Origin of the sequence: Acinetobacter schindleri, from assembly GCF_010918895.1 — a bacterium.
Taxonomy (GTDB): domain Bacteria; phylum Pseudomonadota; class Gammaproteobacteria; order Pseudomonadales; family Moraxellaceae; genus Acinetobacter; species Acinetobacter schindleri.
The window spans coordinates 2,683,116-2,699,122 of record NZ_CP044483.1; the positions used below are offsets into that span (position 1 = coordinate 2,683,116).

15 protein-coding genes and 1 pseudogene are annotated in these 16,007 nt (G+C 43.5%); 10 read left to right on the plus strand and 6 right to left on the minus strand.

Features of this window, described 5'->3' with window-relative positions; translation table 11 throughout:
• The first annotated feature begins 89 nt into the window (after positions 1-89).
• From FSC11_RS12840 to truA, 4 genes are all read left to right on the plus strand, one after another.
• Positions 90-1,676, plus strand: coding sequence for a FimV/HubP-related protein (locus FSC11_RS12840; RefSeq protein ID WP_163167295.1), 1,587 nt, complete (start codon positions 90-92; stop codon positions 1,674-1,676).
• 73 nt (positions 1,677-1,749) lie between these two features.
• The gene (locus tag FSC11_RS12845; RefSeq protein WP_163167297.1) at positions 1,750-3,162 is read left to right on the plus strand and encodes a FimV/HubP family polar landmark protein; all 1,413 of its coding nucleotides are present in this window, start codon (positions 1,750-1,752) and stop codon (positions 3,160-3,162) included.
• A gap of 45 nt (positions 3,163-3,207) precedes the next feature.
• Entirely contained in the window at positions 3,208-4,176 is a 969-nt protein-coding gene (locus FSC11_RS12850) for an asparaginase (RefSeq protein ID WP_171521749.1), read from the plus strand.
• An 18-nt stretch (positions 4,177-4,194) separates the two neighbouring features.
• A complete protein-coding gene (gene truA / locus FSC11_RS12855) occupies positions 4,195-4,992 on the plus strand; it encodes a tRNA pseudouridine(38-40) synthase TruA (RefSeq protein WP_163167301.1) in 798 nt (265 codons plus the stop codon).
• A gap of 87 nt (positions 4,993-5,079) precedes the next feature.
• On the opposite strand, the gene FSC11_RS12860 is transcribed toward truA, so the two are convergent.
• A complete protein-coding gene (locus FSC11_RS12860; protein WP_071320561.1) occupies positions 5,080-6,087 on the minus strand; it encodes an AraC family transcriptional regulator in 1,008 nt (335 codons plus the stop codon).
• 231 nt (positions 6,088-6,318) lie between these two features.
• Here FSC11_RS12860 and infA point away from each other — a divergent pair, with 231 nt between their 5' ends.
• The 3 genes and pseudogenes from infA to FSC11_RS12875 all read left to right on the plus strand — a co-directional run bounded on the left by infA (position 6,319) and on the right by FSC11_RS12875 (position 7,629).
• Complete coding sequence (infA, locus tag FSC11_RS12865) at positions 6,319-6,540, plus strand: translation initiation factor IF-1 (RefSeq protein WP_001284370.1); 222 nt, start codon at positions 6,319-6,321, stop codon at positions 6,538-6,540.
• A gap of 148 nt (positions 6,541-6,688) precedes the next feature.
• Positions 6,689-7,068 (plus strand): annotated as a pseudogene (locus FSC11_RS16475) (hypothetical protein).
• A 150-nt stretch (positions 7,069-7,218) separates the two neighbouring features.
• On the plus strand, positions 7,219-7,629 hold the full coding sequence (locus tag FSC11_RS12875; RefSeq protein WP_004813325.1) for a hypothetical protein: 411 nt from the start codon (positions 7,219-7,221) through the stop codon (positions 7,627-7,629).
• Between the two features lie 64 nt (positions 7,630-7,693).
• On the opposite strand, the gene leuB is transcribed toward FSC11_RS12875, so the two are convergent.
• From leuB to leuC, 4 genes are all read right to left on the minus strand, one after another.
• On the minus strand, positions 7,694-8,773 hold the full coding sequence (leuB, locus tag FSC11_RS12880) for a 3-isopropylmalate dehydrogenase (RefSeq protein ID WP_163167303.1): 1,080 nt from the start codon (positions 8,771-8,773) through the stop codon (positions 7,694-7,696).
• A 40-nt stretch (positions 8,774-8,813) separates the two neighbouring features.
• Positions 8,814-9,377: a hypothetical protein gene (locus tag FSC11_RS12885; protein ID WP_004813328.1), complete on the minus strand. Its 564-nt coding sequence runs from the start codon at positions 9,375-9,377 to the stop codon at positions 8,814-8,816.
• A gap of 86 nt (positions 9,378-9,463) precedes the next feature.
• Entirely contained in the window at positions 9,464-10,114 is a 651-nt protein-coding gene (leuD, locus tag FSC11_RS12890) for a 3-isopropylmalate dehydratase small subunit (protein WP_163167305.1), read from the minus strand.
• Positions 10,115-10,135: 21 nt separating this feature from the next.
• Positions 10,136-11,569, minus strand: coding sequence for a 3-isopropylmalate dehydratase large subunit (gene leuC, locus FSC11_RS12895; protein WP_048882556.1), 1,434 nt, complete (start codon positions 11,567-11,569; stop codon positions 10,136-10,138).
• A 266-nt stretch (positions 11,570-11,835) separates the two neighbouring features.
• On the opposite strand from leuC, the gene FSC11_RS12900 reads away from it, so the two are divergent.
• The 3 genes from FSC11_RS12900 to ovoA all read left to right on the plus strand — a co-directional run bounded on the left by FSC11_RS12900 (position 11,836) and on the right by ovoA (position 15,542).
• Entirely contained in the window at positions 11,836-12,075 is a 240-nt protein-coding gene (locus FSC11_RS12900) for a DUF2061 domain-containing protein (protein WP_004890352.1), read from the plus strand.
• Positions 12,076-12,317: 242 nt separating this feature from the next.
• Positions 12,318-13,187 carry a LysR family transcriptional regulator gene (locus tag FSC11_RS12905; protein WP_004813333.1) on the plus strand — a complete coding sequence of 290 codons (870 nt, stop codon included), beginning with the start codon at positions 12,318-12,320 and terminating at the stop codon, positions 13,185-13,187.
• Between the two features lie 159 nt (positions 13,188-13,346).
• Entirely contained in the window at positions 13,347-15,542 is a 2,196-nt protein-coding gene (gene ovoA / locus FSC11_RS12910) for a 5-histidylcysteine sulfoxide synthase (protein WP_163167307.1), read from the plus strand.
• Between the two features lie 58 nt (positions 15,543-15,600).
• On the opposite strand, the gene FSC11_RS12915 is transcribed toward ovoA, so the two are convergent.
• Complete coding sequence (locus FSC11_RS12915; RefSeq protein ID WP_004813337.1) at positions 15,601-15,849, minus strand: DUF2789 family protein; 249 nt, start codon at positions 15,847-15,849, stop codon at positions 15,601-15,603.
• Positions 15,850-16,007: the final 158 nt, after the last annotated feature.

Sequence of the window (16,007 nt, forward strand, 5' to 3'; positions counted from 1 at the left end):
GTGTCACTATCAAGAAAATAGTTGAACAAACATAGACATCCCAATCATCGAGTCATACTGCCCATAATATGACCGATGCTGAGCCTAGAATGAAGATGACTGTATATAAAAAATTTAAAATTGCTACTTTAACCATGATGATGGCACAGCCTGTTTTTGCAATCACGGTTGAGCCAGTTCAGGTTCAATCGGCACCCGGGGAATTACTCTATGCGGAAATGAATTTCCGTCAGTCAGATATCAATATACCGATTGAAGTGAGTTTAGCTACGCCAGAAGATTTAATGACGCTGGGCACTACGCATCAACCTCCCGGTCATCTTAATTTTTTTACCCGTCGTAGTAGCAATGGAACAGGTGTGATTACTATTACCTCTTCACGCCCAATCACTCAAAATGATCTGAATTTTGTAGTTAAGGTTAAAGAAGGCAATGCAGCACGCTTACAACACATCAAGACCACACTCAAACCCAAGACAGATCTGCTAAAAGCTTCAATCAGCGCGAATGAACGAACATTAACCCCAGTCGTGGTGGTGAATGAAAATGAAATTGGTTTAAATTTACCTGTCAGTACGCAATACAAGACTGCAGCAGCGAATACCAAGGCTCTGGAAAAACTATTGGCTGTACAGCGTCTTGCTCCACCACCATTATCACCAAACTCTATCCCTCAGACAACATCGATAACGACTCCCGCTGTTCAGGCTCCAGCCAAGGTTGAGGAAGCTATTACAGCTGTGAATACGCGTCCAGTCACAAGTACTTTGACGACACCCACATCAATCGCTGAACCGGCAATACCAGCTATTCAACAAAAGCCTCTGGTCCCAAATAGTCTGCAAAAAAATCCTGCCACCCCTACAACTCAAGTAAAAACTCAGGTAGCGGAAGATACATCAGTAGCACCTGTTGCACAGCAGAATCAAGATATACCAGCTCAAAAAGTACAAAATCAAAAGCCAGTGGCGACCTATCCTGCTGCTGCGCCACAATCGAATTCCAGCGACCCATTAGTTAAAAAATATGCCGAAGAACAAGTCGCAAAACAGAAGCAAGTTACTCCTAAAAAACCGCCTCAAGCAGCTTCGGCTCCAGTGCAACACTCCCCTCAAGCGAGCCCGACATCTACTGCAAAAGCAAGTTATGTGGTTCAATCCAATGAATCTCTCTGGAAAATTGCTGCACGTATTGCTCAGGAACAAAACCGCGGTGTCGGTGAAGTCATGCAGCAAATTAAAAAAAATAATGAACAGGCCTTTATTGGCGGAGATGCGAATCGCCTGAAACGTGGTGCGGCACTGAATTTGAATATTGCGCCCGCACAAAAACAGCCAATTACCGTCAAGACATCTGAGCTTGCACAAGTTCAGAATAAGGCTAAAGGCAGTACCAAATATCGTTTAAATCAAGCTGAAATGAGCCTGGTTGCTGAGAACCAACAAGAAACTAAGCAACTTTCTGCAAATCAAAACACATTAGACCGTCAAACTTCGAAAGAGTTGTCATTAAAAGTTATGACAGTTCGAGAAAAAACCGTTAAATTACAGAGAAACGTAACTGAATTAGAATTGGCGCTTAATCAGAAGGATCAGAGAATTCAATTATTAAATGCCCGTCTTGCCCGACTGCAACAGCAGCTGAAAGCACAACAGGCAGATAAAAAAGCCAATTAACTAATCATTACATACATTGATTTACAGGGATGAGTGGATATATGGAGCCCTCTATCTCTAAGGGGTACTTATCATGCTGATTTATGTGATTCCATTAATTTTATTGATCATCGTTCTGATCGTAGTCAAAAAACGTCAGGATGCTCAAGGGTCAGATAAACCAAAGGCAAATACAGCGAAAGCGAGAAAAACCACCAGTTCAGTACGGGCTACCCCAGCGAAAACCCGGGTGGTTGAAGAAGTTGCAGCGAATCCTCAGGAAGCTATTGCTCTTTCAGCAGATCTGCGCAAGAAAATTGAGCGCCTGATCAATGAAGGAAATTTTTTTGCCGCTGAAGCGCAAATCAATCAGGCACTCAAAAAAGACAACCGCCAGCATGAACTGTATCTGTTGCTCCTTGATATCCATATTCAGCAGAAAGATGAATTTGCCATTTCTCAGTTAATCACACATGTCCGTTCACTCGGTTTGGATGACATTCTTGCGCAGGCAGAAACTAAAAAGGCAGAGTTTGAAAATTCAGCTACTTCAACCAAGGATACAATTGATTTTCCTTCTGCACAGTTAAGCGCTGGCTCATCAGTAACTGAGACAGCATCTATAGACAACACTGCTGCCTTTGAAGAGCTATCCCCAACCCACAGCCCAGTAGTTAATGACCTCGCTTTTGATGAACTGCAACAAGAAAATAAGCCTCAAAAAGCTGTATTTGAGCCGGCGCTATCACAGAATGATATCCAGCCGCTGGAATTTAATTTTGAGCCCACTCTAACTAAACCGGCAAGTGATGCAGCCCAGGATCTCCCAGGAGCTACAGGTTTAGAGTTTAACTTCTCTGACGCTCCTGCAGTATCTGAGCCGGTACCGACGACAATACCGGATACGGCCCCATCTGCACTAAACTTTAGCTTTGACTTAGATAGCTCAACAAAAGCTGAAACTGAAATTGCACCTGCTGCTGAGCCTGAAACTGCCGCACCGGTTATGGATTTTAAGCTTGACTTAGGCAGCTTAGAAAAACCAGAAGTGACACCAGTACCTACTGCAGAATCAGTTCAACCTCTTGATTTTTCTTTCTCGGCAGATACAACGTCAACGACAGAAACTCAGCCAGAAATCGCAGTACCAGAATTTAATTTATCAGGTTTAACTACACATGAACCTATAAGTCCAGCAGTCCCTACTGTCTCAGAATTGGACTTTAAACTGGATGCCGTTCCTGAAAAACCAGCCAGTGCTGCAATCAGTTTTGATATTCCATCTGCGCCCGTTACTTCAACCGCTCATCAAAATGATCCACTGGTTCAATCATTCCCTGAATTAACGGAAACTGATGAAGTAGTATTAAATCTGGAATTGGCAGAGCAGTATATCCAATTGGGTGCCTATGATGCCGCACGTGAAATCCTGGCAGAAAAGGAAGCGGACTACAGTCCACAACAACGCACCCATGTTGATCAATTACTGAATCGAATCGCTTCTTAAGTAAATTCGTTCTACACTAAAGCAGTCACTATGGCTGCTTTTTTTATGATGAAAAATATTGCATTGATTTATATGGGAGGTACGTTTGGATGCGTTGGTGATCCACTCGCTCCTATGCCTGCCGAATCTTTTTTTATAAAACTAAAAGAATTATTGCATGAAGACACGCATTCAGTAGAGTGCTTCTGCGCCCCTGTAATTAAGGACAGCAGTGCATGTACTGCTCCTGACTGGCTAGCCTTGATTCAGTTTATTCAGCAACTGCAGGCTCAGGATTATCAGCGCTTTGTTATCATTCATGGTACAGATACCATGAGCTATGCCTGTGCCGTGCTAGCGCATCTTTTAGGGCAATCTGCCTATGTGGTTTTAACCGGTAGCCAGTACCCATTATTAAATGCAGCTGGCAAACAGCCACGCGAATTTAGTGATGCTTTGGACAATCTATGCTTTGCTCTAGATTCTGTACAGCAGGTCGAAACGGGCGTTTACCTGGCATTTAACCAAGAACTGGTTCATGGCAGAACAGCGTTAAAGCAACATACTACTGAACTCAAGGCCTTTGCTGGCATAGATGCAGAAGTAAAAATTCCACCGCAACTATATACACATATCATTACTGCACAAGATTTGATTAAGGCACAGCAATTTAATTGCCTGAGTATAATGATGCAGCCAGTTGGGCTAGATCAGCAGCTTCATAACCTTAAGCAATTATTGGCTTTACCTCCAGACTTCCTGATTCTGCAGGGCTTTGGCACGGGAAATCTCGCAGTTAATCCTGATCTCATTCAGCTCTTTGATGAGTTCTATAATGCTGGCTGTGCTGTAGTTTTGACTACACAAGTACCTTTCGGGAGCACAGACCAACGCTATGCTATTGCTGAATGGGTACAGGACTGCCGGATTTTACTCAATGATGCCTATGGCCATGCCGATCTATATGCAAAAGCCCTGAAAATGTATTTACAATACGACAGCGTGGAGCAATGGCATCACCATTGGTCTGATTAGTTGAATCTTGAGGTGAATATGCAGCGTTTTGCAGTCGGTATTGAATTTAGTGGAGCACACTACAGAGGTTGGCAAACCCAACAGCCCGGCGTAGCAAGCGTGCAGGAAACGATTGAAAAGGTTCTGTCTAAAGTCGCCAATGAAACTATTATCCTGCATGGTGCAGGTCGAACTGATGCCGGCGTGCATGCCACCAATATGGTTGCTCACTTCGATACCTCTGCTGATCGCTCCGAATATGGCTGGTTACGCGGCTGTAATAGTCAGCTGCCTAAAGATATTGCAATTCAGTGGATTCAGGAAATGGACATGGATTTCCATGCCCGTTTTAAAGCCCAAGCCCGTCGTTATCGTTATGTAGTCTACAATCACCCTGTGCGTTCTGCGCTATTGCATAAACAGGTCACCCATATCCATTACGATTTAGATGTCGACAAGATGATTAAGGCTGCGACAAAGTTTGAAGGCACACATAATTTCGAAAGTTTCCGTGCCTCTGCCTGTCAATCCAATCAACCTGTACGCCATGTGCATCACTGTCGCCTAATTCGTCATGGTCACTATCTGGTCCTGGATATTCAGGCTGATGGCTTCCTGCATCATATGGTGCGCAACATCATGGGCTGTTTGCTGGAAATTGGTCAGGGCATGTATGACATCGATCAGATTGATGCCATCTTTGCTGCACAAGACCGCAAAGCAGCAGGTGTGACTGCACCACCAGATGGACTCTACTTTATTCAGGCGCATTATCCTGAACAATTTAATTTACCAAAAGTGCCTTTAGGACCACATTGGTTAAACATGCCAGAATAATTGAATCCTTTTTATTCATTTACCTCCCCTACCCCCTTCTAGAAGGAGAGAAAATTCCTTCCTTTTTAAAGGGAGGTTAGGAGGGATTTAACGCTGTTTGCGCTTTCTATATTCCACTGGCGTTTCATTGGTCCAACGCTTAAAAGCACGATAGAAGGTACTTGGCTCGGAGAAACCGGTCAGATAAACAATCCGCTCTACACTTTCACTGGTTCCTGCCAGTAAGCGTTTAGCCAGACGACAACGATAATCCGAAAGGATCTGCTGAAAACTGGTATTGGCTTCACTCAGCTGGGTACGCAAACGGCGAGGGGTAATATTCAGCTGGGCAGCGACTGTTTCTAGCGTGGTTTCCCCACTTTCCAAGGTTGAGCCAATGGCACGGCGAACTTCACCCACCAGATCATAACGTGCCAGCTCTTGCAGCTTTTCAATTGCTAACTGCTCATGCAGCTGGAGTAATTCTGGTTCTGCCTGCCAAAGCGGATATTCAAGAATACTTGGATCAAAATAAAGACGTGTTTCTTTCTGTCCCAGACTTACTGGACATTCATAGACACGGAAGTATTCATCATCAGTTGCACCTTTAGAAAAATTGAAGTCGATATAAATCGGTTCAAAACGTCCCTCGGTAATAAATTTAAAGAAACGCAGTACACCAGACATGGCACATTCAGTGAAATGGCGATTGACGATGTTTTCGGCAAAAAGCTGCTCACCATTGGTCAAATAACAGCGGTCATCTTCCACGACCAGTTGCGCATGGAAGGCATCACTGATGAGGCGCTGGTAAGCCAAGGCACGTTTTAGCCCTTCACCAAAGTTTTCTGATGAAATAAACAAATGCTCAATGACCTGACCACGGTAAAGTGGCAGGTGTTCACCCAAATGTAAGCCGATATCAGGGTCTTTGCTGACCTCTTCTGCCGCGACCCAGAATGCATACTGTGCACTCAACGGGGTACGGTCATTGGCTTCAACCTGGTTTAAGGCAACTCCTGCTTTAGTAAGCAATTCTTCGGTTGGCAAACCCGCACGACGTATCGCCTGGTAGCCTAATCGCAGTACAACCGATGCATCTGTTAGCTGACCCACTCAAAAACCTTCCTTGTATGTGCTTCATTTATACCTAAAAAGATATTTTTTAGATTAACTGTGATTGACCAAACTGACAACATCAACAAGCAGTTTTTTAGTTAAAATATTTGTACTGATGCTTCGCTTATTTTGCTTTCAGATGATCAGTCTAAAGCCTGCTATGCCTTGTGTTATACGAAAAAATTGACTATAATTTGCGCCTTTCTAATTTATTCTTTTAGGTAGGCTATGGCCAATAAAGAGGAACTCATCGAGTTCGAAGGCGTTGTCACCGAGACGCTTCCTAATACTATGTTCCGTGTACGTTTAGAAAACGGTCACGAAGTGATTGCTCATATCTCTGGTAAAATGCGTAAACACTACATCCGTATTTTGACTGGCGACAGTGTAAAAGTGGAGATGACTCCTTACGACTTAACTAAGGGTCGCATCACTTATCGTGCACGCTAAGATTTAGCGTCAGTAAAAAAAGCCACTGATCAAGGTGGCTTTTTTTGTGACTTTAATTATTCATTATTTACCAATAAATAAAACAATTTGACATAGCCTGAGAATTACAAGACTATTCAATTTAATTAAAACAATATTTATAAAAATAATGAATATGAAATATTTGACTCTGCTTTCCAGCTTGTCTCTTGTTGCATGTGCTACAGGCAGCAATCAGCATCTGCATCATTCTCTACAGCCCTATATCGGTCAAACTGCCGCACAGGTTCGCAGCCAACTTGATCTTCGTGCAATGGGATTTAAACCTCCCAGCACCCCATTCAGACAGCAGACTTTCTCAGTTATACTATTTTCCGGGATGTGAATATTCCGATGGGTACACCTAATATTAGTCAAAGTATCTCCCCTGGTGCACCAATTCCAATGCCTTCGAATGGAGGTTATAACATTAAGATGAAATGCCAAATCTGGTTTGACTTGAAAGATGAAATTGTTCAGGACATTCGTTATACTGGTAAAGCTTGTTAAACTGTGTCCAGTGAAGTTTGAAACCTGTATGGGATTTAATGAGAAATCCAATTTATCAGGATACTTCTCTCTACCGTGTGTCAAATTACAACAATAAGCTCGTTTTCTACTCGCTACAATAACAGCAATGGCTTTTGTAGGAGTCAGAATATGTTATCTGCATTTCGCCAAATGAAACTCGTGTTACCAGGTATGCTTCTGTTATTGTCTGCATGTATGCATATGCCTACCCTGTCTCAAGCCGAACGTGACGCTTATTTACAGCAGTATATTGGACAGTCTAGCCAAACCATTTATGCCAATCTGGATTTAAGCAAACTCGGCTACCAGCAGGTAAATGAACCTGTAATTTCAGCCGGGCAACTGGTCTATATCGTGCAGCGTCCCGTTGCACTTCCACTCTCTGTTGCTCAGCATCCGGTTGCCGGTACTGGAACAGTACCCATTCCGGTGACACATAGTCCATCGCGTGGCTATGATGTAAACCTGCAATGTAAAATTGTTTTTGAACTCAAGGACAATATTGCACAAGCAGTGAAATATACCGGCCGAACCTGTTAATTCAGCAGACACAAAAAAACGCAGCCTGAGCTGCGTTTTTTATTGATCAGTTCTGGAGTGAAACTTAGTTCAATGCAGCAACTACTGCCTGGCCCATTTCCACTGTACCGACTTTGCTCATGCCTTCGGACATAATATCCGCAGTACGTAAACCTTGGTTCAATACATGGCCTACTGCATCTTCAATTGCTTTTGCAGCCACTTCTTCACGGAAAGTATAACGCAGCATCATTGCAACAGACAGGATGGTTGCCAATGGATTTGCTAGGTTTTGACCTGCGATGTCTGGTGCAGAACCATGACATGGTTCATACATGCCTTTGCCATTCTCATCTAGAGAAGCAGATGGCAACATACCAATTGAACCCGTTAACATTGCCGCTTCGTCAGACAGAATGTCACCGAACAGGTTAGAAGTGACAATTACGTCAAACTGTTTAGGCGCACGTACCAACTGCATTGCAGCATTGTCGACATACATATGCGACAGGTTGATGTCTGGATATTGCGCTTCTTTCAATGCAGTAACGGTTTGTTTCCAAAGCTCAGTCACTTCAAGCACGTTTGCTTTATCGACTGAACATACTTTACCGCCACGCAGACCGGCAAGTTCAAATGCAACTTTGGCAATACGCTTGATTTCAGACTCTGAATACACATCAGTGTTAAAACCTTGTTTTTCACCATTTTCCAGTTCACGGATACCACGTGGTTGACCGAAGTAGATACCACCTGTCAATTCACGTACGATCAGGATATCTAGACCAGCTACAATTTCAGGTTTCAGGCTAGATGCATCAGCAAGTTGCGGATAGAGAATCGCCGGACGCAGGTTCGCGAACAGGTTCAGTTCACTACGCAATTTTAACAGACCACGTTCAGGACGAATTGAGCGTTCAATCGTATCCCATTTAGGACCACCCACAGCGCCAAGCAGAATTGCATCAGCTTTTTTCGCCTGCTCAGACGTCACATCTGGATAAGGTGCACCATGTGCATCAATCGCAGCACCACCCAACAGGCCATGTTCCCAGCTTAGATCTAAATTAAATTTTTCATTTACGCGAGTCAGCACTTGCTCTGCTGCTTTCACAATTTCAGGACCGATGCCGTCACCAGCTAAAATCAAAATTTGTTTAGACATGAGATATTCCATTTATAAAGTCAGCATTTCACTGACTGGGTTAAATTTTCTGTTCTACAAACTCGGCAATGCCAGTTTCAACATTGTATGGCTTGCAGAAGCGTCGAATTATTTTGGTGTTTTGCAACAGATCTACACACAGTGGATCAGGTGCAGAGGCCTGCAATAAGCTGGTGTTTCGAGTCGAGCGCTGGCGATACATCTTAAAGGTGTACTTATGCTTGGCCTGAAAGTTCTGGAATACATGTAGAACTTCGGCCTTATCCGGACTAATCGGATAAAAGCGTACCACCAGTTCATGCTGCCCCGCGGGTACCGACAGGTAAACCGGATTAGGCTCTTTCAGGCTTTTTGCTTGTAAACGCACAAGCTTGAGCTTGAGCGCTTCACTCTCCACATGTCGCTTTTCAGCATTGATGATCTTGATATCATCCATACGTTCAAAATTACAATCGTGGGTACCTGAACAATAAATCAGGGCATCTGAACTATTTACAGCCGAATCTGACAATTTCTTCAACTGTATCGTATCGATGGTCTGACATGCTGTCATTAACATCGAAACCGTACCCAATGCAAATAACTGTTTCCAATAGCTGGCCATGCTGAATGTCTAACCCAAACGAAATTTCCATGATTTCACGATATTAGCAAGGGTTAGACTTTCCCGCTATGACAATTTAACTAGATTTAGCCACTAATTTCTGCAAATACCCAAGGGCGAGATCGTTTGGTTTTTTCTTCATAAGCTCGAATCGCATCAGCATCCTGCAAAGTTAAACCGATGTCATCCAAACCGTTTAAAAGACAATGCTTGCGGAATGGATCAACTTCAAACTTGAAGCTTTCACCTGCCGGGGTACGCACTTCTTGCGCTGCAAGATCAATCGTTAATTGATAACCTTCAGTCGCAGCGCATTCTCTAAATAACTGCTCAACAATTTCTTCAGACAGGATTACTGGCAACATGCCGTTTTTAAAACTGTTATTGAAGAAAATATCCGCATAGCTTGGTGCAATCACGGTACGGAAACCGTATTCATTCAATGCCCATGGCGCATGCTCGCGACTTGAACCACAACCAAAGTTTGCACGTGAAATTAAAATTGATGCACCTTGGTAACGGGGTTTGTTTAACTCAAAATCAGGGTTTAAGGGACGTTTTGAATTATCCTGACCTAAATAACCTTCATCCAGGTAACGCAATTCATCAAATAAATTTTCACCAAAACCGGTACGTTTGATCGATTTTAAAAACTGTTTTGGAATAATTAAGTCGGTATCTACATTGGCACGGTCTAATGGTGCAACGATACCTTGTTCAACGGTATAAGCTTTCATGTCTTTGCTCCTACTAGCCGATTAGAATGAACGTACATCAACAAAGTGACCGGCAATTGCTGCTGCTGCTGCCATTGCTGGGCTCACCAAGTGGGTACGACCGCCATTGCCCTGACGACCTTCGAAGTTACGGTTCGAGGTAGATGCACAGTGCTCGCCCGGCTGTAACTTATCAGCGTTCATGGCCAAGCACATTGAACAACCCGGCTCACGCCATTCAAAGCCTGCTTCAATCAGGATTTTATCTAAACCTTCAGCTTCAGCTTGTGCTTTGACCAAACCAGAACCTGGAACGACCATCGCCTGTTTAATGCTCGGTGCAACCTTTTTACCTTTCGCCACTTCAGCCGCAGCACGAATATCTTCAATACGTGAATTGGTACAAGAGCCGATAAATACACGGTCTAACTGGATATCAGACAAGGCCTGACCAGCAGTTAAACCCATGTATTGATAAGCACGTGTCCAGTCATTGCGTTGTACGTCATCTTTTGCCTGTTCTAAAGTAGGCACTGCCTGAGAGACTGGAATCACCATTTCAGGAGAAGTCCCCCAAGATACTTGTGGTTCAATCTCTTCACCTTGTAATACCACAACGGTATCAAAGTGCGCACCTTCATCAGAATGCAAGGTATTCCAGTAAGCAACGGCTTGATCCCACTGCTCACCTTTCGGTGCATATGGACGGTTTTTCACATATTCAATGGTTTTATCATCGACTGCGACCATACCAACACGGGCACCGCCTTCGATCGCCATATTACATACGGTCATACGACCTTCGATCGACATGTCGCGGAATACTTGACCGCCAAATTCGATGGCATGGCCTGTACCGCCCGCAGTCCCGATTTTGCCAATGATGGCTAAAACCACATCTTTTGGAGTTACGCCTTGACCCAATTTTCCGTCAACGCGCACCAACATGTTTTTCATTTTCTTTTGAACCAGGCATTGGGTTGCCAATACATGTTCAACTTCAGAAGTTCCGATACCATGTGCCAAACAGCCGAAGGCACCATGCGTTGCAGTGTGTGAGTCACCGCACACAACCGTCATCCCAGGCAAGGTCAAGCCCTGTTCTGGACCCACAACATGCGCAATACCTTGGCGAACATCATTAATGTCAAACTGCACCACATTAAAAGTTTTACAGTTGTCATCTAAGGTTTGTACCTGGATACGTGAAGTTTCATCTTCAATCCCAGAAATACCTTCTGAACGTTCTTTGGTAGAAGTCGGTACGTTATGGTCTGGCGTTGCCACGTTCGCGCTTAAACGCCATGGTTTACGACCCGCCAGTTGTAAGCCTTCGAATGCCTGCGGAGAAGTTACTTCATGCAATAAATGACGGTCGATATAAAGTAAAGCTGAACCATCGTCACGCTGTTTTACTAAATGGTCATCCCATAACTTATCGTATAATGTTTTTGCTGTTTGGGTCTCGCCTGCCATGTCGATGTACTCCACTGGACTGGGTAAATTCTATCTCTAATTTTGATTATATCGCTGCGGTCACATAAATCTAATTTATCATTTTTATTAGTTAATAAACTTTTTGGAATCTTTAAAATTGGATTCTAAACAGACCAATATTGATTTTTATTTAATCTAATTTTCCGATCATTTTTTGCAAAATATACGTTTTTACAAATTAAATGAGAATTATTATTATTTATTCATACAGAAAACATTGAATTTATTTTTTGAGGAATATCGACATGGCACACGTTCAAAAATTTGTTGTAGATAATCAGCGTATGTTCAAGAAAACCTTGAGCTATTACGTCATGCACATCACGGTAGCCATGTTAGTCGGTTATTTTGTGACTGGTAGTTTAGCCATGGCAATTGCATTAAGTTTATTAGAACCGACTGTTCAGGCTGTTGCTTTCTTCTTCCACGAAAAAGCCTGGGAGGCAAAATCTGAACAGAGCAATAATGAGGAAATCACAGCCTAAATTCTTTTCTGTCCTTATTCCTCATTTTGCCACCGCTTACCCTCGGTGGCTTTTTTTATTGATGCATATCCGATTTTTATAAAATATTTTTCTGGGTTCAAGCCGCTATTTCTACCGATCTATTGTATTAGCGATCAATGAATGTCGGATTTTACAGCAATAGATACAACTTTTCCTTTGATTTATTCTTAAAATATTACAACAATAGAGATACGCATAAAAAATCTTTATAGGTGATTAAGATGAATCTCGCAGCCTTTGAAGCCTTTGTAAAAGTCATGGAAACTGGATCGATTTCTCTGGCGGCAGATCAGCTTTTTATTACTCAACCCGCCGTGACCAAACGGATTCATAGTCTGGAAGAGTATTTTGGAGTCAAACTGTTTGAATCAGCTGGTCGTGGTGTACAAGCAACCCATGCCGCGCATTCGCTGTTACCGAAAGTGAAAAACTGGCTCAATGAACTGGGCGATATTCACCATACCCTCAGCCATGAACAAGGCCAGATTCAGGGCAAACTGAAAATTGGTACCAGTCACCATATTGGTCTGCATCACCTTCCAGCACATTTGCGTCAGTATGTACTGCAATATCCGGATGTAACCCTGGATGTGCACTTTGTTGATTCTGAACAGGCACATGAACAGGTGATTGCCGGTGACTTGGAACTGGCTTTTCTGACTTTACCTCCACATGGCGATGAACGGCTGAACTATGTGACTATCTGGAACGATCCATTGGTGTTTGTAGTTGCTCCATTCCATCCATTGGCCCAGCAGAAGAATCTGTCACTAGAAGATCTGGTGCATTACCCGAGCCTGTTACCGTCTGCACAAACCTATACCACGCAAATTACCATGGCAGAGTTTGAAAAGCGTGGTGTCAAACCAAAGATCACCATGAGTAATAATCCACTCGAATCGATCCGCATGCTGGTTTCCATTGGTCTAGGCTGGTCAGTACTACCACAAACTCTTGTAAATCATGACTTGCAACAGCTGGATATTCCTCTGGAAATGAATCGCCAGCTTGGCATGGTCTGGCATCCGGGACGTACCCAGTCCAAAGCTGCACAGGCCCTGGTTGAGTTAATGCAACAGCCTAAACTCTAAGTCACTTCATTTTAAAATAAGAGGCTACGATGGATTCAATTCGCAGCATTTTGTTACCTAAATGAGCAACAACTGCATCCTGCTTTGCATTAAGTTTAGGATATTCCCTGCGCGGACTTACCAGTGGAATATCTTAAAATTCTTCATGGAGTCTGATGGATGCAGCCCGATTCAACCTTATTTAAACCTAACCAGCCAAATAGTAAGTCACCTACATATTTAGCAGACGACAGCCCTTGGCAACAGGGCAAAATTCGCCTGCTTCCAACACCTAATTTAAACTTTGAAGACATTTCCACAGCGCGCCATGTGATTCGTGAATATTTCCTGAATACCTTTGACACCTACGAATCCCTGTTTGACTGTCTGCGCAATGAAGAAGCATTTTATGTCAAACCGATTAGTCTGCGTCATCCGCTGATTTTCTATTTCGGTCATACCGCTACTTTTTTTGTCAATAAACTGCTGCTCAGCAAACTGATTCCTGAACAGCTGAATCCACATATGGAAAGTATCTTTGCCATCGGTGTAGATGAGATGAGCTGGGACGATCTGGATGATCAGAATTATGACTGGCCTGAAGTCAGTGAAGTAAAAGCGTATCGGCACCGGGTACGAGCCTTGGTACTGAAGATCATAGAAAATGCACCTCTAGAACTCCCCCTCAACTGGCAGAATCCATGGTGGTCAATCCTGATGGGCATTGAACATGAACGGATCCATCTGGAAACTTCGTCGGTATTGATTCGACAACATCAACTGCAATATGTGCAGAATCATCCACTATGGCATGCCCGAATCCTGACTGGACCTGCACCAGAAAATCAGCTTCTTCCTGTTCCTGCGGGAACTGTTCGACTGAATAAAAATTTCACTGATCCATATTATGGCTGGGACAATGAATACGGTCTGCATGAAGCGGAAATCAATGCGTTTCAGGCATCACAATTTCTGGTGTCCAATCAGGAATTTTTCAACTTTGTCGAAGCTGATGGTTATCAGCAGTCAGAATACTGGAGTGAAGAAGGTAAAGCCTGGCTGGAATTTATTGAAGCGCAACATCCAAGCTTCTGGATCAAAAAAGAGGATGGCTGGCATTTGCGTATCATGCTGGAAGAAATTCCGATGCCGTGGGATTGGCCAGTCGAGGTGAATTACCACGAAGCCAAAGCCTTCTGTAACTGGAAATCAGCACAAACCGGTGAATCAATCCGTTTGCCGAGCGAAGATGAATGGTATCGGCTGTATGACCATGTCGGCCTGAATCCTAAACGACCGCTACCTTTAGAAGCCAATATCGCCTTGCAACATGCACCTAATCCTTGTCCGGTACACCAGTTCCAGCAAGGCGAGTTTTATGATGTACAAGGCAATGTCTGGCAATGGACTGAAACTGCAATCTATCCCTTTGAAGGTTTTCAGGTCCATCCAATTTATGATGACTTTAGTACCCCAACCTTCGATGATCGGCATAACCTGATTAAAGGCGGCTCCTGGATTTCAGGTGGTAATGAAGCTCTGCATAGTTCCCGCTATGCCTTTAGACGACACTTTTTCCAGCATACGGGTTTTCGTTATGTAGCTGGGTCAGATGAGCCAGTTTCACCTTATCACTCACATTATCAGACGGATGAACTGATTTCGCAGTATCTGGAATTTCAGTACGGTCAGGAGTATTTTGGCGTTCCGAATTTTGCCAGGTCTCTCATTATCCTCGCCGAGCCTTATTTTGTAAAAACTGCCAGAAAAAAAGCACTTGATCTTGGCTGTGCCACAGGACGCGCCAGCTTTGAACTGGCGCAGCATTTTGAACAGGTAACAGGTCTAGATTTCTCGGCACGTTTTATTCAGCAAGGTGTAGCCTTAGCGCAAGGTGAAACTTTAGGTTATACCATTCCGGTTGAAGGTGAACTGGTCGAATATAAATCCTGTTCACTGCAAGAGACTGGACTTGATCAGGTTGCTCATAAGGTCGAGTTTTATCAGGCGGATGCCTGCAATCTAAAACCACAATTTAAGGAATACGATTTCATTCTGGCAGCCAATCTGATTGACCGGCTGCACCACCCTAAAGCCTTTCTGCACGAAATTCATCAGCGACTGAATATTGGCGGTATTCTGATGCTGGCTTCACCTTATACCTGGCTGGACGAACATACCGCGCGTAGTGAATGGCTGGGCGGTTTTAAGCGGGCTGGAGAAAATTGTACGACCTTAGATGGAATACAGGAATTATTGAGTCCACATTTTGAAATGCTGGCTGAACCTATAGATGTTCCCTTTGTGATCCGTGAAACAGCGCGTAAATATCAGCATACCCTGTCACAGGTCACTTTATGGAAACGCATACGTTAAGATGCCAAAATCAAATAAAAAGCCAGTCATCAGACTGGCTTTTGGTTTTAAGATACATTCAGATTTCGATGGTCGCATCCTCATGCAGGGATTCATTCAGTTGGTCTACCACGATGGCCCATTCACCATCAGACGCAATCTTTTCAGCGAGAAACTGGCGCTGTGCCTCAGACCAGTAGGGTGCATCCAGCAGATTAAAATCCTTATGCAGCTGATGATCGTTAATGAAGGTTGCAATTCCTTCCTCACTGGCATCCAGGCCCAACTGTTCAAATAGGTGCGTCATGCGTGGTCGTACTTTATTCATTTCAACTACCTCTGAGTTTCCCTTATTCTCATTATGCAAATTAAGCTTAGCATGAGCTGCAGTGAGCTAGTGTGACAATAGTTTATTTTTCACCTTGAATCTGTGCACATAAAAAAGCACAACCTGAGTTGTGCTTCACAGATTTGAACGCTTCAGAT